The organism is Pseudomonas sp. PAMC 25886 (genome assembly GCF_000242655.1).
Classification (GTDB): Bacteria; Pseudomonadota; Gammaproteobacteria; order Pseudomonadales; family Pseudomonadaceae; genus Aquipseudomonas.
Genome location: NZ_AHHC01000015.1, coordinates 26,028 through 40,197 on the forward strand (window position 1 = coordinate 26,028; position 14,170 = coordinate 40,197).

14 protein-coding genes are annotated in these 14,170 nt (G+C 63.5%); 6 read left to right on the forward strand and 8 right to left on the reverse strand.

Going from position 1 to position 14,170, the window contains the following annotated elements; translation table 11 throughout:
- Positions 1–11 precede the first annotated feature (11 nt).
- The 8 genes from MUM_RS0103495 to MUM_RS0103530 form a co-directional block, all read right to left on the reverse strand.
- Entirely contained in the window at positions 12–941 is a 930-nt protein-coding gene (locus tag MUM_RS0103495) for an alpha/beta hydrolase (protein ID WP_010166992.1), read from the reverse strand.
- A gap of 105 nt (positions 942–1,046) precedes the next feature.
- Complete coding sequence (locus MUM_RS0103500; protein WP_010166994.1) at positions 1,047–1,415, reverse strand: Na+/H+ antiporter subunit G; 369 nt, start codon at positions 1,413–1,415, stop codon at positions 1,047–1,049.
- Positions 1,412–1,690 carry a K+/H+ antiporter subunit F gene (locus MUM_RS0103505; protein ID WP_003211751.1) on the reverse strand — a complete coding sequence of 93 codons (279 nt, stop codon included), beginning with the start codon at positions 1,688–1,690 and terminating at the stop codon, positions 1,412–1,414. The genes MUM_RS0103500 and MUM_RS0103505 overlap by 4 nt, the downstream gene beginning before the upstream one ends.
- Entirely contained in the window at positions 1,687–2,175 is a 489-nt protein-coding gene (locus MUM_RS0103510) for a Na+/H+ antiporter subunit E (RefSeq protein WP_010167000.1), read from the reverse strand. The genes MUM_RS0103505 and MUM_RS0103510 overlap by 4 nt, the downstream gene beginning before the upstream one ends.
- Positions 2,172–3,854: a monovalent cation/H+ antiporter subunit D gene (locus tag MUM_RS0103515; protein WP_010167002.1), complete on the reverse strand. Its 1,683-nt coding sequence runs from the start codon at positions 3,852–3,854 to the stop codon at positions 2,172–2,174. Before MUM_RS0103515 ends, MUM_RS0103510 begins: the two co-directional genes overlap by 4 nt.
- The gene (locus MUM_RS0103520) at positions 3,851–4,195 is read right to left on the reverse strand and encodes a Na+/H+ antiporter subunit C (protein WP_003192163.1); all 345 of its coding nucleotides are present in this window, start codon (positions 4,193–4,195) and stop codon (positions 3,851–3,853) included. Before MUM_RS0103520 ends, MUM_RS0103515 begins: the two co-directional genes overlap by 4 nt.
- Positions 4,195–7,116, reverse strand: a complete 2,922-nt coding sequence (locus tag MUM_RS0103525; RefSeq protein WP_010167012.1) for a monovalent cation/H+ antiporter subunit A — start codon at positions 7,114–7,116, stop codon at positions 4,195–4,197. Before MUM_RS0103525 ends, MUM_RS0103520 begins: the two co-directional genes overlap by 1 nt.
- Before the next feature lie 139 nt (positions 7,117–7,255).
- Positions 7,256–8,176, reverse strand: coding sequence for a DMT family transporter (locus MUM_RS0103530; protein ID WP_010167014.1), 921 nt, complete (start codon positions 8,174–8,176; stop codon positions 7,256–7,258).
- 92 nt (positions 8,177–8,268) lie between these two features.
- Here MUM_RS0103530 and MUM_RS0103535 point away from each other — a divergent pair, with 92 nt between their 5' ends.
- The 6 genes from MUM_RS0103535 (at position 8,269) to MUM_RS0103560 (ending at position 14,114) form a co-directional block, all read left to right on the forward strand.
- Positions 8,269–8,832, forward strand: coding sequence for a helix-turn-helix domain-containing protein (locus MUM_RS0103535; protein WP_010167016.1), 564 nt, complete (start codon positions 8,269–8,271; stop codon positions 8,830–8,832).
- 154 nt (positions 8,833–8,986) lie between these two features.
- On the forward strand, positions 8,987–10,183 hold the full coding sequence (locus MUM_RS0103540) for an SfnB family sulfur acquisition oxidoreductase (protein WP_010167018.1): 1,197 nt from the start codon (positions 8,987–8,989) through the stop codon (positions 10,181–10,183).
- Between the two features lie 12 nt (positions 10,184–10,195).
- Positions 10,196–10,522: an acyl-CoA dehydrogenase gene (locus tag MUM_RS0103545; protein ID WP_010167020.1), complete on the forward strand. Its 327-nt coding sequence runs from the start codon at positions 10,196–10,198 to the stop codon at positions 10,520–10,522.
- On the forward strand, positions 10,522–11,901 hold the full coding sequence (locus MUM_RS0103550) for an LLM class flavin-dependent oxidoreductase (RefSeq protein ID WP_010167022.1): 1,380 nt from the start codon (positions 10,522–10,524) through the stop codon (positions 11,899–11,901). The genes MUM_RS0103545 and MUM_RS0103550 overlap by 1 nt, the downstream gene beginning before the upstream one ends.
- Before the next feature lie 120 nt (positions 11,902–12,021).
- On the forward strand, positions 12,022–12,609 hold the full coding sequence (locus MUM_RS0103555; RefSeq protein WP_010167024.1) for an AMP-binding protein: 588 nt from the start codon (positions 12,022–12,024) through the stop codon (positions 12,607–12,609).
- Positions 12,610–12,695: 86 nt separating this feature from the next.
- A complete protein-coding gene (locus MUM_RS0103560; RefSeq protein WP_010167026.1) occupies positions 12,696–14,114 on the forward strand; it encodes an FAD/NAD(P)-binding protein in 1,419 nt (472 codons plus the stop codon).
- The last annotated feature ends 56 nt before the right edge of the window (positions 14,115–14,170 follow it).

Consider the following 14,170-nt stretch of genomic DNA (forward strand, 5'->3'; position numbering starts at 1 on the left):
TTTTGGATTAATTAATCTTTAACTCCCATTGCCTGGTCCAGGAACAGGGCGGCGTTCTCCAGCGCCTGCATGCCCTCGGGCAAAATCCCCGCAAACAGATGCCAGACATGGAACATGCCGGGCCACACCTCCAGCGACACGCGCACCCGGTTTTCCCCCAGGTGGGTGGCCAGGCGCATGGCATCGCTGAGCATCACTTCGTTCTCGCCGATCTGTACCAGGATCGGCGGCAATCCCCGTACGTCGGCAAAGACCGGCGATGCGTCGGGGTTATTCGGCAGCGCGCCATTGAGAAACGCCTTGGCGAGCAGTGTCAGCCCCGCGCGGGAGGCTTGCGGGTCGAGGCCGTCACGGCTGTCGAGGGAGGCGCCGGTGTGTTCCAGGTTGGCCCACGGCGACAACGCAGCGCCGCCGGCGGGCAACGGCAGGCCTGCGTTGCGGGCCTTGACCATCACCGACACGACCATCGCACCGCCGGCCGAGTCCCCCGAGAACACGATGGATTTGGGGTCGTTACCCTGGTCGAGCAACCAGCGATAGGCCTGCAATGTGTCATCGAGGGGCAGTGGAAACGGATGCTCGGGCGCCAGGCGGTAATCGGGCAGGTAGACCTTTGCGCCCAGCAGTTTGGCGAAGTGGCCGGCAAGGCTCAGGTAACCCCGTGGGCTGCCGCCGACATAACCACCGCCGTGGATGTACAGCAACACCCGATCACCCTCAAGCCCGTCAGGCACCACCACCATGCCCGGCACGCCGCCCATGTCGACCTCACGAAAGTGCACACCGGCGGGAATCGGATGAGCGCACAGCACCTGCTCGTAAGCCTTGCGCTGCTCATCGAGGGTGAGGGTGGTTGTCTGGCCGGTGAGAAACGGCCCGAAGTCAGCGGCTGATGCAACCCAGGCATCGAGACGGGCCTGGACAAGGGGAGTGAATGCCATGGAGAGAACCTCATAAAGTGATCCCGATACCGGGATTAGCGATTGAGGTTCTATTTTATGGATTCTATTGGAGAACGAATTTCACCACTGAAGCGCCTGGCGGGATCAACTGCCGCTGTCAGTCCGGCGGCTGCTGACTTCAGCCGGCACATCATCCCCGGCCATACGCTTGCGGAACAATGCAGTCCTGGCCAGCAGCAACGTAGTCACCGGCACCGTGATCGACAGCAGAATCGGAATCAACCAACCGTGCAGCACCGGCCCGGATTTGAGCGCCGAAAAGTAGACAATCGACGCCAGCGCCACACACCAGGCGCCCAGCGTCGAGGCCAGTGCCGGCGGGTGCATGCGCTGGAAGAAGTCCTTCATCCGCAACAACCCGATCGCTCCGATCAGCGCAAACACGCTGCTCGTCACCAGCAAAACCGCGACGATCACTTCAACCCACAGCGGCAACACATCGACATTGATCATTCGATCACCTCACCACGCAGCAGGAATTTCGCCAGGGCAAACGACCCCACAAAACCAAACAGCGCGATCAGCAGCGCCGCTTCAAAATACGTGTCACTGGCATACCGGATGCCCAGCACCAGCATCATCAGCATGGCCAGGATGTACAGGTAATCCAGCGCCAGAACCCGGTCCTGGGCCGAGGGGCCTTTGAACAGGCGAACCAGGGTCAGCACCATGGCCAGGGAAAACAGGAACAGGCTGAACAGGATCGCATTGGAGAGCAGGGCGCTCATTCGAAGATCTCCATCAGGGGCCGTTCGTAGGCGTGTTTGAAGTGCTCGATAAACTGCGCTTCGTCATCCAGGTCGAACACGTGGATCAGCAGAATGCTGCGGTCCAGGGCCAGTTCCGACCACACGGTGCCGGGCGTCACGCTGGTGATCATCGACAGTACGGCCAGGCCGTTGGCGTCTCGCAGGTCCAGGGGGACCTTGATAAAGCGCGAACGCGGTGGCCGCGAGCCGCAGACCAGGATGCCCCACGCTACGGCGAAGTTGGAGACGATCACGTCGCGGCCCACCAGGAAGAACAGGCGGATCATCACGCCCGGACGGCGGATGCGGATCGGCAGCGGGCGCAGCGGCGCCATCATCAGTGGCGCGGCAACGCCGAGGATCGCCCCCAGCAGCAGGTTGCCGGGGCTCACGGACAGGTTCAGCACCAGCCACAACAACCACAGCGCCAATGACAGCCACGGGGCAGGGAACAGGCGTTTCATGGCTGCACCTCCACGACGGCGGCCTTGGCTTCAGGGCTCGGCACCGGGCGTGTTGCCATGACCGCCATCACGTAGTGTTCCGGGTTGTTCAGGCTTTCGGCGGCGGCCTGGGTGTAGCGCATCAGCGGCTCGGCCTTGAACGTCAGGGCGATGCTCAGGCCCAGCAGGAAGAAGATCGGCACGCATTCGAAGCGGCGCAGCAGTGGCGACGGACGCTCTTCCGGGGTCCAGAAGCGCTGGATCCCGAGGCGGGCGAAGGCGATCAGCGAGGCCAGACCGGAGAAGATCAACAGCGCCACCAAACCCCAGGCTGCCGGGCGGACGGGCTCGTCGATGGCATTGCCCAGGCCCATCGGGTTGATCAAGGCGCTGAGCAGGCTGAGCTTGCCGATAAACCCCGACAGCGGCGGCATGCCGATGATCAGCAGGGCGCAGGCAATGAAACTCAGGCCGAGAAAGGCGACGGTCCAGGGAATCACCTGGCCGACCACGGCTTTTTGTTCGTCGTCGAGGTTGGTGCCGGGCGGTGGATGCAGGGATTCCATGGCCTTGGGCAGGGCTTCGATTTCATCGTCCAGGGGCACGTCGTTGGCCGAGCGTGAACGCTCGATCAATTCGGCCAGCAGGAACAGCGCGCTCAACGCCAGGGTGGAGCTGACCAGGTAAAACAGCGCGCCGGCGGTCAGGCTTGGCTGGGCAAAACCCACCGCCGACAGCAGGATCCCGGCGGACACCAGAATGCTCAGGCTGGCCATGCGTTCCAGGCGTTGCGCGGCGATCATCGCCAGCGCCGCGCAGACGATGGTGGCCATGCCGCCGTAGATCAGCCAGTCGCCACCGAACAGTGCGGAGGCACCGGCCTGGCCGGAGAACAGCAACGTCCACAGGCGCAGCACGGTGTACACGCCAACCTTGGTCATGATCGCGAACATCGCCGCCACCGGCGCGCTGGCCGAGGAGTAGGCGGGCGCGAGCCAGAAGTTCAGCGGCCACATGCCGGCCTTGGCCAGGAACGCAACGGCGAGGATCGCCGCACCGGCGTGCAGCAAGCCACGATCGGCTTCCGGCACCAGGGGGATTTTCAGCGCCAGGTCGGCAAAGTTCAGGGTGCCGGTGACGCCGTAGATCAGCGCCGCGCCAATCAGGAACAAGGTCGAGGCCAGCAGGTTGATCGCGATGTAATGCAGCCCCGACGACACCCGCGCCCGGCCGGAACCGTGGAGCATCAGGCCGTAGGACGCCGCCAGCAGCACCTCGAAAAACACGAACAGGTTGAACAGGTCAGCCGTGAGGAAGGCGCCATACAGGCCCATCAACTGAATCTGGAACAGCGCATGGAAGCTGGTGCCGGCGCGGTCCCAGCGGGCCATGGCGAACAGCAGGGCGCTGACGCCGATGATCCCGGTGAGCACCAGCATCATGGCCGACAGTTGGTCCACCACCAGCACGATGCCGAACGGCACTTGCCAGTTGCCCGGCAGGTACACGCCGATGGAGCCGGGACCGCCTTTCTGGGTCCAGTACAGCAACAGCACGGCGATGCCCAGGCCCACCATGCTGGAGAACAGGTTGATCCGCGCCTTGAGCGGACGGTGTTTCTCGCCGAGCATCAGCATCAGCGCGGCGGTCAGCAATGGCAGCAGGATCGGCGCGATGATCAGTTGATTCATCCAGGTCATTCCTTGGGCTCCCGGCCGTCCACATGGTCAGTGCCGGTCAGGCCCCGGGACGCCAGCAGCACCACCAGGAACAGCGCGGTCATGGCGAAGCTGATCACGATCGCCGTCAGCACCAGGGCCTGGGGCAGTGGGTCGGTATAGTTGAGCAAGTCTTGCGGCACGCCGTCCTTGATGATCGGCTCCTTGCCGATAAACAGGCTGCCCATGCTGAAGATGAACAGGTTGACCCCGTAGGAGAGCAGGCACAGGCCCATCACCACCTGGAACGTCCGTGGTCGCAGGATCAGCCAGACGCCGGAGGCCGCCAGCACCCCAATGGCAATTGCGATGACTTCTTCCATCAGGCGGCTCCTCCTTGGCTGGCAACGGCTTTGGCCTGGTTGCTGGGTTTATGGGCGCGCACCGATTGGTGGCCCAGGGCGGTGAGCATCAGCAGGGTCGAGCCGACTACCATGGCGTACACGCCGACGTCGAAGAACAGCGCGCTGGCGACGTGGATATCCCCCAGCACCGGCAGGCTGAAGTGCCAGGTGTGGGTGGTCAGGAACGGGTAGCCGGCGAGCAGGGCGCCCAGCCCGGTCAGCGTTGCGGACAGCAAGCCAAAGCCCATCCAGCGCATCGGCCGCAGGCTCATTTGCGCCTCGACCCACTGGGTGCCGGCGACCATGTATTGCAGGATGAACGCCACCGACATCACCAGCCCGGCGACAAAACCGCCGCCCGGTTGGTTGTGGCCGCGCATGAACAGGTAGAACGAAACGACCAGGGCAATCGGCAGCAGCAGGCGCACCAGCACGGCCGGGACCATCATGAAGCCCAGGGCGGTGTCGCTGGCCTGGCGCGGGTTGACCAGGTCGGTGGCCACGTCGGGTGCCAGTTGGCGCTGTTGCGCGGGCAATTCCATGCTCTCTTTGGAAGGGCGGAAGCGGCGCAGCAGGGCGTAGACGGTCAGCGCCACGGCACCGAGCACGGTGATTTCCCCCAGGGTGTCGAAGCCCCGGAAGTCCACCAGCATCACGTTCACCACATTGCTGCCACCGCCTTCGGGCAGGGCTCGGCTGAGGTAGAACGAGGAGATATCGTTGGGCGTCTGGCGGGTCAGCATCGCGTAGGAGAGCAGCGCCATGCCGCCCCCCACAACAGTGGACAAAAGGAAGTCCCGCAGGCGGCGGATGCGTGCCTTGCGCAGCGAACTGGGGAGTGGCGAGACTTCTTCGATCCGCCGTGGCAGCCAGCGCAGGCCCAGCAGGATCAGCACGGTGGTGACCACTTCGACCACCAGTTGGGTCAGCGCCAGGTCCGGCGCGGAGAACCAGACGAAGGTTACGCAGGTCATCAGGCCGCACACGCTGACCATGGTCAGGGCTGCCAGCCGGTGGTACTTGGCTTGCCACGCGGCGCCCAGGGCACAGGCGATTGCCAGCAACCACAGCGTGACGAACACGATGGAGCCCGGGATCTTCGGCCGGTCGCCCCAACTGATGCCGCTGTGCAGCATCGGGATCAACCCGGCGATCACCGCTGCCAGCACCAGCAGGAACAGTTGGGTTTGCAGGCGCTTGGTGCTGATGCGTTTTTCGATCTTGCGCACCCCGCGCATCATCACCACCAGGCAGCGCTCGAAGCCGCGCTTGCCGTTGAAGTAGCTGATGATCGGCGGGTATTTGAAACGGCCCAGCTTGAGTTGCTTGCGCAGCAGCAGGTAGAGCACCACGCCGCCGGACATGGCCACCAGGCTCATGATCATCGGGGCGTTCCAGCCGTGCCAGATGGCGAGGCTGTATTCCGGCAGCTCGCCGCCGACCACCGGCAGGGCGGCCGCGGCGAGGATCGAACCGACCACCTGGGCCGGGAAAATCCCCACCAGCAGGCAGGTAAACACCAGCAACTCCACCGGTGCGCGCATCCAGCGTGGCGGCTCGTGCGGGGTGTGGGGCAGGTTGGTGGCCTTGGGACCGAAGAACACATCCACGGTAAAGCGCAGGGCATAGGCCACGCTGAAGGTACCGGCGATGGTGGCGATCACCGGCAGGGCGATTTCCACCCAGGCGGTGGCCGAGATGAACACGGTTTCGGCGAAGAACATTTCCTTGGACAGGAAACCGTTGAGCAGCGGCACGCCGGCCATGGACGCACTGGCGACCATCGCCAGGGTGGCGGTAAACGGAATCAGCTTGAACAGGCCGCTGAGCTTGCGGATGTCACGGGTGCCGCTTTCGTGGTCGATGATCCCCGCCGCCATGAACAGCGACGCCTTGAAGGTGGCGTGGTTGAGGATATGAAACACCGCGGCGACGGCGGCCAGCGGGCTGTTGAGGCCCAGCAGCAGGGTGATCAGCCCGAGGTGGCTGATGGTGGAGTAGGCCAGCAGGCCCTTGAGATCGTTCTGGAACATGGCGCAATAAGCGCCGAGCAGCAGGGTAATGGCGCCGGCACCGCCGACAATCCAGAACCACTCTTCGCTGCCGGACAGCGACGGCCACAGGCGGGCCAGCAGGAACACGCCGGCCTTCACCATCGTCGCCGAGTGCAGGTAGGCCGACACCGGTGTCGGTGCAGCCATGGCGTGGGGCAGCCAGAAGTGGAAGGGGAACTGCGCGCTTTTGCTCAGGGCGCCGATCAGTACCAGCGCGAGCATGATGGGGTAGAGCGAGTGGGCACGGATCTGGTCACCGGCAGCCAGGACCTGGTCCAGGTCGTAGCTGCCGACGATATGCCCGAGCAGCATCACCCCCGCCAGCAGGCACAAACCGCCTGCGCCGGTGACCATCAGCGCCATATAGGCGCCACGCCGGGCATCGGCGCGGTGGTGCCAATAGCCGATCAACAGGAACGAGAACAGGCTGGTGAGTTCCCAGAAAAATACGATCTGGATCAGGTTGCCGGAGATCACCAGGCCGAGCATGGCGCCCATGAACGCCAGGAAAAACGCGAAGAAGCGCGGCACCGGGTCTTCCGGCGACATGTAATAACGGGCGTACAGCGACACCAGGGTCCCGATGCCCAGCACCAGCATCGAGAACAACCAGGCAAAACCGTCCATGCGCAGCACGAAGTTCAGCCCGAGGCTGGGCAACCACATGAATTCTTCGCGAATCACGCCACCGTGGGCGATCTGGGGGTAGAGCAGGGCGACTTGAACCGTCCCGACCAGGGCCACAAGGCCGGCCAACAGGGACTCTGTGTTACGTGCGTTGTGCGGCAGCAAGGCCGCCAGACAGCTGCCGATAAAAGGCAGAAGCAGTAGAACTATCAGGGACATAGGCTTCTAATCTGCGGGAGTTTGGGATGCATCATACGTGCCGGAATCTTGATCACCAAACGGCAAGATGTGGCAGGATCCTACAAGGTAGGCTGAAAAAGGCTGTTTGGCATTGTTTCAGTTGGCCCATGCACAGACCTTAACCCTGACGCTCCTGTTCCATCTCTTCTGCCAACTCGACAGCCTTCTGCCCCCGCGTCTTCATCTCACTGACAATCACCGCCGCCACAATCAACGCCGCCCCCACCATGGCAATCGGCGGGAAGCGCTCGCCGGCAATCCGCCCGACCACACCGGCCCACACCGGCTCACCGGCATAAATCAGGGTAGCCCGCGTCGGCGAGACGCTTTTCTGCGCCCAGTTCATTGCCACCTGAATCACCGCGCTGGTCAGCCCCAGGCCCACCGCGCTGAACAGCAGCAACCAGGAAAACCCCGGCAGCGCCTCGCCCATCGGCACCACCATCAGGAACGACAGCACCGACGCCGTGGCCAGTTGCACCACCGTCACCCGGCGCACATCCACCTGCCCGGCAAAGGCGCTGATCATGATGATCTCGGCGGCAATCGCCACTGCACCGATCAACGTGGCGATTTCCCCGGGACTGAAATTCAGCGAGGCGCCCGCCGGGCCGGTCAACAGCATCAACCCGGTAAACGCCAGCATGATGCCGATGGTGGGCATCAACCCCGGCCGCCGTCCCAGCACCAGCCATTGCAGCAGCGGCACAAACGGCACATACAACGCGGTAATAAACGCCGACTGGCTGCTCAGGATCGTCTGCAAGCCAATGGTCTGCAACCCGTAGCCGAACATGATCGCCACGCCGATAAAGCACCCGGCCTTCAACTCAAACAGGGTCAGGCCCCGCAGGCTGCGCAGGGAGAACGCCCCGACGATAAGCGCCGCCGCCGCAAACCGCAGGCCGACAAAAAACATCGGGCCGCTCACGGCCATGGCGTGCTGCACCAGCAAAAAGGTGCCACCCCAAATCATGGTGATCACCACCAATACACATTCGGCTTTGCTGAAACGGGAAAACAACGAGGAGGTGGTCATGGCGGCTCGGTCTTGCACAGGAGGGGCGCGGACCGCACAATGCGCCGCAAGCTGGGCAGTATACTGCGCAACTCCACCCTGTGAGCAATATAGTGCACAAAGAAAATCCGCAACGGGCTTCGGTCCTGCAACACGTCAGCCAGAACGTCCGGCGCCTGCGCCATGCGGCTGAGTTGAGCCAGACGGCCTTGTCCGAAAAGTCCGGCGTCAGCCGGCGCATGCTGGTGGCGATCGAGGCGGGGGAGAAAAATGTCAGCCTGTCGACCCTCGACCGGGTGGCCGAAGCCCTGGACGTAGCCTTCAGCGACCTGATCCAGGCCCCGGATGCTCCCGATCACAGCCGCATCAACGAACTGGCCTGGGCCGGTGAAATCCTCGGCAGCAAGGCCGTGCTGCTGGCCAAGGCCACTGCTCGCCGCGAGGTTGAACTGTGGGAGATGCGCCTGGAGCCGGGTGATCGGTATATGCCCGAACCGGACCCCGAGGGCTGGAGCGTGCAGTTGTTTGTGTTCGAAGGTGTGCTGACGCTGGTGCTGGATGGCGAGGAAAAACACGTCGCCACCGGTGAGTTCCTGATGTTCGCCAGCCGCCAGCTTCACGCCTATCGCAATGACGGCGAGGTGGCGGTGCGCTTTGTACGCAACGTGGTGATCTAACTGTTGGCAGCGCAACAGTGGTTGGACACTTTGCTGTTTTGAACCGCCCGCTATACCGCTGAATCGCCGGCAACCCGCTGATTTTATTGGTCATTGGATTCAGGCACGACTCCTGCAATTACTCCAGTATCTCTCTGGAGCCTGGAGTCGGCCCATGTCAGCCCAACCCCAACACCCTGCCCACATCATCCGCTCGGACGCCGAGGCCATCGCCGTTGCCACCGAGTTGGCCAAGCGTTTTGCCGTGGAAGCGGGCGTACGCGATCGCGAGCGGCGCCTGCCGTTGGCCGAGCTGGACGAATTCTCCGCCAGTGGCCTGTGGGGCATCACCATTCCCAAGGCCTACGGCGGCGCCGGGGTTTCCTATGTGACGGTGGCCGAGGTGATCAAGCTGATCTCTGCCGCCGACCCGTCCCTGGGGCAAATCCCGCAGAACCACCTGGGTGTGGTGGACATCCTCCTGCAAACCGCCAGCGAGGAACAAAAGCAGCATTACTTCGCCAAGGTCTTGCAGGGCTACCGTTTTGGCAACGCCTTCTCCGAAGCCAAGAGCAAAAACGCCGGCACGTTTGACACCCAGGTGCGCTTCGACGGCGACAGCGCGTACATCAACGGCGAGAAGTTCTACTGCACCGGCGCGCTGTTCGCCCATATCGTGCCGGCGGTGGGGGTCAACGAAAATGACCAGGCGTTCATCGCCTTTGTCGAACGGGATGCTCCCGGCCTGCAAGTGATCGACAGCTGGGACGGCTTCGGCCAACGCACCACCGCCAGCGGCGGCGTGACCCTCGACGGCGTGAAGGTGCCGTTGAGTGCGGTGATTCCTGCCCACCAGGCCTTCGACCAGCCCACTGCCAACGGCCCCATTTCGCAAATCATCCAGGCGGCCGTCGACACCGGCATCGCCCTTGGTGCCCTGGAACAAGCCAAGATCTTTGCACGCCAGGCCCGGCCCTGGATCGACAGCCAGCAGGATCACGGCTGGCAAGACCCGTTCACCATTGCCGCCATCGGCGATCTGGAATGGCGGGTCCACGGCACCGAAGCGATCCTCGCCAAGGCAGGCGTTGCCGTCGACCAGGCCCTGGCCAACCCCAATGAAGACACGGTGGCCAATGCCTCCCTGGTCGTCGCTCAAGCCAAAGTGCTGTCGACGGAAACCGCGTTGCTTGCCAGCAGCAAACTCTTCGAGTTGGCCGGTACCCGCTCGGTGTCCGGCAAGCACAACCTCGACCGCTTCTGGCGCAACGCGCGCACCCACACCCTGCACGACCCGGCCCGCTGGAAATACCACCTGATCGGCAACTTTGTGCTCAACGGCGTCAAGCCTGCACGCCATGCCTGGAACTGAGGAGCTTTGTCCATGACCGCACTGAATCTGGCGCGCCAACTGCTGGAAAGCACCCGGCGTTTTGTCGAGAAAAGTGATGACCCCTACGTGATCAGCCGCTTTGGCGATTTGCAGATTCGCGTGGACGTCGCGGCCGCCTTGTTTGAGCGTGCCGAAACCCACCCGAGCCCGGTGGCCCTCACTGAAGCGCAGATCGCGGCTGCCGAAGCCCTCATCGCCGCGAGCAATGCCGAATTCGAACTCACCGGCCAACGCACCGCATTGCCACCGACCCTCGATGACCCGTTGCGCTGGAAATATCAGATTGTCGGCAACTACCACCTCAACGGAGTGCTTTGATGTCCCGTGAAATCCGCTTGAATGCCTTCGACATGAACTGCGTTGGCCACCAATCCCCCGGTTTGTGGGCTCACCCGCGAGACCGCTCGTGGCAGTACAAGGACCTGGAATACTGGACCGACCTGGCGAAAATCCTTGAGCGCGGCAAGTTCGACGGCCTGTTCATCGCCGACGTGCTGGGCATCTACGACGTCTATAACGGCAACGGCGACGCGGCGATTCGCCAGGCGGCCCAGGTGCCGGTCAACGACCCTTTGTCGCTGATCGCGCCCATGGCACTGGTCACCGAGCATTTGGGTTTTGGCCTGACGGCTTCGCTGTCCTTTGAACACCCGTATCCGTTCGCCCGGCGCCTTTCCACCCTCGACCACCTGACCAAGGGCCGCGTGGGCTGGAACATCGTCACCTCGTACCTGGAAAGCGGCGCGAAGAACCTCGGCCAGAAAGCCCAGACCGAACACGATGCGCGCTACGACTACGCCGAGGAATACCTGGAGGTTTGCTACAAACTCTGGGAAGGCAGTTGGGAGGAGGGGGCCGTTCTGCGCGACCGTGAGCGACGGATTTTCAGTGACCCGAGCAAGATCCACGAGATCCGCCACGTCGGCAAACACTTCCAGGTGCCTGGCATTCACCTCTGCGAGCCTTCGCCACAACGCACGCCCGTGCTGTACCAGGCGGGTGCCTCCAGCCGGGGCAAACAGTTCGCCGCCGAGCAGGCCGAGTGCGTTTTCGTGGCCGCGCCGTCGAAAGTCCTGCTGAAGAAAACCGTCGCCGATATCCGCCGGCGTGCGGCAGAAGCCGGCCGTGATCCGAAGAAAATCCTGATCTTCAACTTGCAGACGGTGATCGTTGGCGAAACCGACGCCAAGGCCAAGGCCAAGTTCGAGGAGTACAAATCCTACGTCAGCTACGAAGGCGCGATGGCCCTGATCTCCGGCTGGACCGGTATCGACTTCAGTCAGTTCAAGCCCGATGAACCCCTCAAGCATGTGCACACCAACGCCATTCAATCGGCGGTGGAAGCGTTCTCCACGGCAGACCCGAACAAGGTCTGGACCCCCAACGAACTGGCGGACTGGGTCGGCATCGGCGGCTTCGGCCCGTTGTTCGTCGGCGGCCCGGAAACCGTGGCCGACCTGTTGCAGGAGTGGGTGGAAGAGACCGATGTGGATGGCTTCAATCTCGCCTATGCGCTGACCCACGAGACCTTTATCGACGCGGTCGACTGGCTGGTGCCGGAGCTGCAGAAGCGCGGGGTGTACAAGACTGAATATGCCCAGGGCACGCTGAGGGAGAAATTGTTCGGCGAAGGCGCACGTTTGCTGGACAACCACCCGGGTGCCAGCTATCGCGACCTTAAAGCCACAGCGATCTGACGGGAGAAACCACATCAATGTGGGCGCTGGCTTGCCAGCTCCCACAGGTGATCTTCATCAAGCCAACGACTTCGGCCAGCGGACCACCGCATGCTTGTTTCACCAATAGGAGCATTACCTATGAGCGTGCATGAACTTGAACGTCCGCTGGAGTTGGAATGGCCCGCTGAACGGGTCGCGGTGCTGCCCAGGGCGTTGGTGCAGTTGCACCACTGGGCGCAGGTGACGCCGTTGCACAGTGCCCTGCGCCACAAGCGTGACGGCCAGTGGTACGCCTGGCGCTGGATTGATGCGCTGCGCGATGTCGAGCGCCAGGCGGATGGTTTGCGTCAGCAGGGCTTTACCGAAGATTCGCGGCTGGCCCTCAGCGGGGCTTTCGAGCCTCATTTGTTGCTGCTGGCCCTGGCTGCCCAGGTCATCGGTGGGCAAATCCTGACCTTGGCTGACGACCTGGAGCCTGCCGCCTTGCAGCAACAGCTGTGGCGCATTCGGCCTACCCACGCTTATATCCAGGGGCTGCAACCGGTGGGCGTTGTGCAACGGGTCGACCCCGTGGACACGTCACAACGGCTCTGCCGCTGGTGGCAGCCTTCCGGCAAGACCGAACTGTGGAGCGAGGAGAGCACCCACGGGCAAGGCGGCCTGGCGGCGGTGCTGGCGCAATGGCTGAACAGCGGCCAGAGCCTGGGGTTCCCGCAGTCGGGCTGAGCTAGGCGCCCCGGGTCGATGTGCTGGATACTGCACGGGGCGATTTTTACCACAACCATTCAGGCAGACAGTAAGGGCGCAATTTCATGAGTGAAACCGAACGCGGACAGGCGACGAGCGCCATTCGCAACGCTGATGTGCTGATTGTCGGCGGCGGCCTGAGCGGGACGATGCTCGCGGTGCAGTTGCTGCGCCTGCCGGGCAAGCGGCAGATCCTGGTGATCGAACCGCGCCAGGAACTGGGGCGCGGCGAGGCCTACAGCGCGGTGGAGTTGGGCCACACCTTGAACGGCAACGCCGCACGCATGAGCGTCGACCCGGACAACGCCGATGACCTGACCCAGTGGCTCACCGCCTACATCGCCGACGGCGGCTGGCCGGAGTCAGACCAGCAACACGTGCCCATCAGCGAACTGTTTCCGCCCCGCGGGATTTTTGGCTTGTACGCGCAACAACGGCTGGCAGAAGCCAAGGCGCGGTCGGCCTCGACCGTCGAGCATGTCCGCGCCGAGGTGACAGACCTTGAGGTGGACGAACACGCCACGTTGCTGACCTTGAGTGACGGCCAGCAACTGCGCGGTGCCGTTGCGGTATTGGCCACCGGCATGTTCCCGGCGGCCCGTACGCCCCAGACCGAATCCAGCGGCTTGAACGCGGCTGCGGTCGACCCGTGGGACGTGCAGGCCATGACCCAACTGGACCCGCAATCCACCGTGTTGATCATCGGTTCCGGGCTGACCATGGTGGACGCCGTGGTGTCCCTGGAACAGGCCGGTCACCGTGGGCCCATCGAGATTTTTTCGCGTCACGGCCTGTTGCCCCATGTGCGCCGGCAGCCACCGGCCTGGGTCGACTTCCTGGGCGAAGACCACCGCCTGCGCAGCCCCCGGCAATTGCTGCGGGAAGTGCGGCGCCAATGCCGGCTTGCGCTGGACCAGGGGATTGACTGGCAAGCCCCGCTGGACACCGTGCGTGCCCACATCGGGCGTTTGTGGAGCCAGGCCAGCGAGGGCGAGAAACGCCAGTTCGTACGGCATGTTCGGCCCTGGTGGGAAAGCCATCACCACCGCTCGCCGCCCTTGAGTGCCGAGCTGGTGGCTCGGTTGCACGGGGAAGGGCGGTTGCGGATTCAGGCGGCATCGTACAAGGGGCTGGTGCCCTCAGACGGTGATGTCACGATTCGCCTGCGTCGTCGTGGTGAACAGGACGTGGTGCAGGTATCGGGGGCGGCGCTGATCAACTCCAGCGGGATTGAATACGACTGGCGGCGCGTGGCCCGGCCGTTGCCCCGGCAGTTGCTCAAGCGTGGGTTGATTCAACCCGGGCCGTTGGCGCTGGGGATTGCGGCGGATGTGTCGGGGGCGGTGCTGGATGCCCACGGGCAGGTCAGCCAGCGGCTGTTTGCGATGGGCCCGCCGTTGCGGGGGATGTGGTGGGAAAGTACCGCGGTCACGGACGTGGCGATTCAGGCCAAGGCGCTCGCCGCCAGGTTGGCGCACCTCTAAATCTAATCTGGGAGCTGGCTTGCCTGTGGTAGGGGTGGGTCAGGTCCATCCTTATC

Bases quoted from the DNA above. Each gene is read 5' to 3' on its own strand.
- MUM_RS0103495 (WP_010166992.1), bottom strand. From the start codon at position 941: ATGGCATTCACTCCCCTTGTCCAGGCCCGTCTCGATGCCTGGGTTGCA.
- MUM_RS0103500 (WP_010166994.1), bottom strand. From the start codon at position 1,415: ATGATCAATGTCGATGTGTTGCCGCTGTGGGTTGAAGTGATCGTCGCG.
- MUM_RS0103505 (WP_003211751.1), bottom strand. From the start codon at position 1,690: ATGAGCGCCCTGCTCTCCAATGCGATCCTGTTCAGCCTGTTCCTGTTT.
- MUM_RS0103510 (WP_010167000.1), bottom strand. From the start codon at position 2,175: ATGAAACGCCTGTTCCCTGCCCCGTGGCTGTCATTGGCGCTGTGGTTG.
- MUM_RS0103515 (WP_010167002.1), bottom strand. From the start codon at position 3,854: ATGACCTGGATGAATCAACTGATCATCGCGCCGATCCTGCTGCCATTG.
- MUM_RS0103520 (WP_003192163.1), bottom strand. From the start codon at position 4,195: ATGGAAGAAGTCATCGCAATTGCCATTGGGGTGCTGGCGGCCTCCGGC.
- MUM_RS0103525 (WP_010167012.1), bottom strand. From the start codon at position 7,116: ATGTCCCTGATAGTTCTACTGCTTCTGCCTTTTATCGGCAGCTGTCTG.
- MUM_RS0103530 (WP_010167014.1), bottom strand. From the start codon at position 8,176: ATGACCACCTCCTCGTTGTTTTCCCGTTTCAGCAAAGCCGAATGTGTA.
- MUM_RS0103540 (WP_010167018.1), top strand. From the start codon at position 8,987: ATGTCAGCCCAACCCCAACACCCTGCCCACATCATCCGCTCGGACGCC.
- MUM_RS0103545 (WP_010167020.1), top strand. From the start codon at position 10,196: ATGACCGCACTGAATCTGGCGCGCCAACTGCTGGAAAGCACCCGGCGT.
- MUM_RS0103550 (WP_010167022.1), top strand. From the start codon at position 10,522: ATGTCCCGTGAAATCCGCTTGAATGCCTTCGACATGAACTGCGTTGGC.
- MUM_RS0103555 (WP_010167024.1), top strand. From the start codon at position 12,022: ATGAGCGTGCATGAACTTGAACGTCCGCTGGAGTTGGAATGGCCCGCT.
- MUM_RS0103560 (WP_010167026.1), top strand. From the start codon at position 12,696: ATGAGTGAAACCGAACGCGGACAGGCGACGAGCGCCATTCGCAACGCT.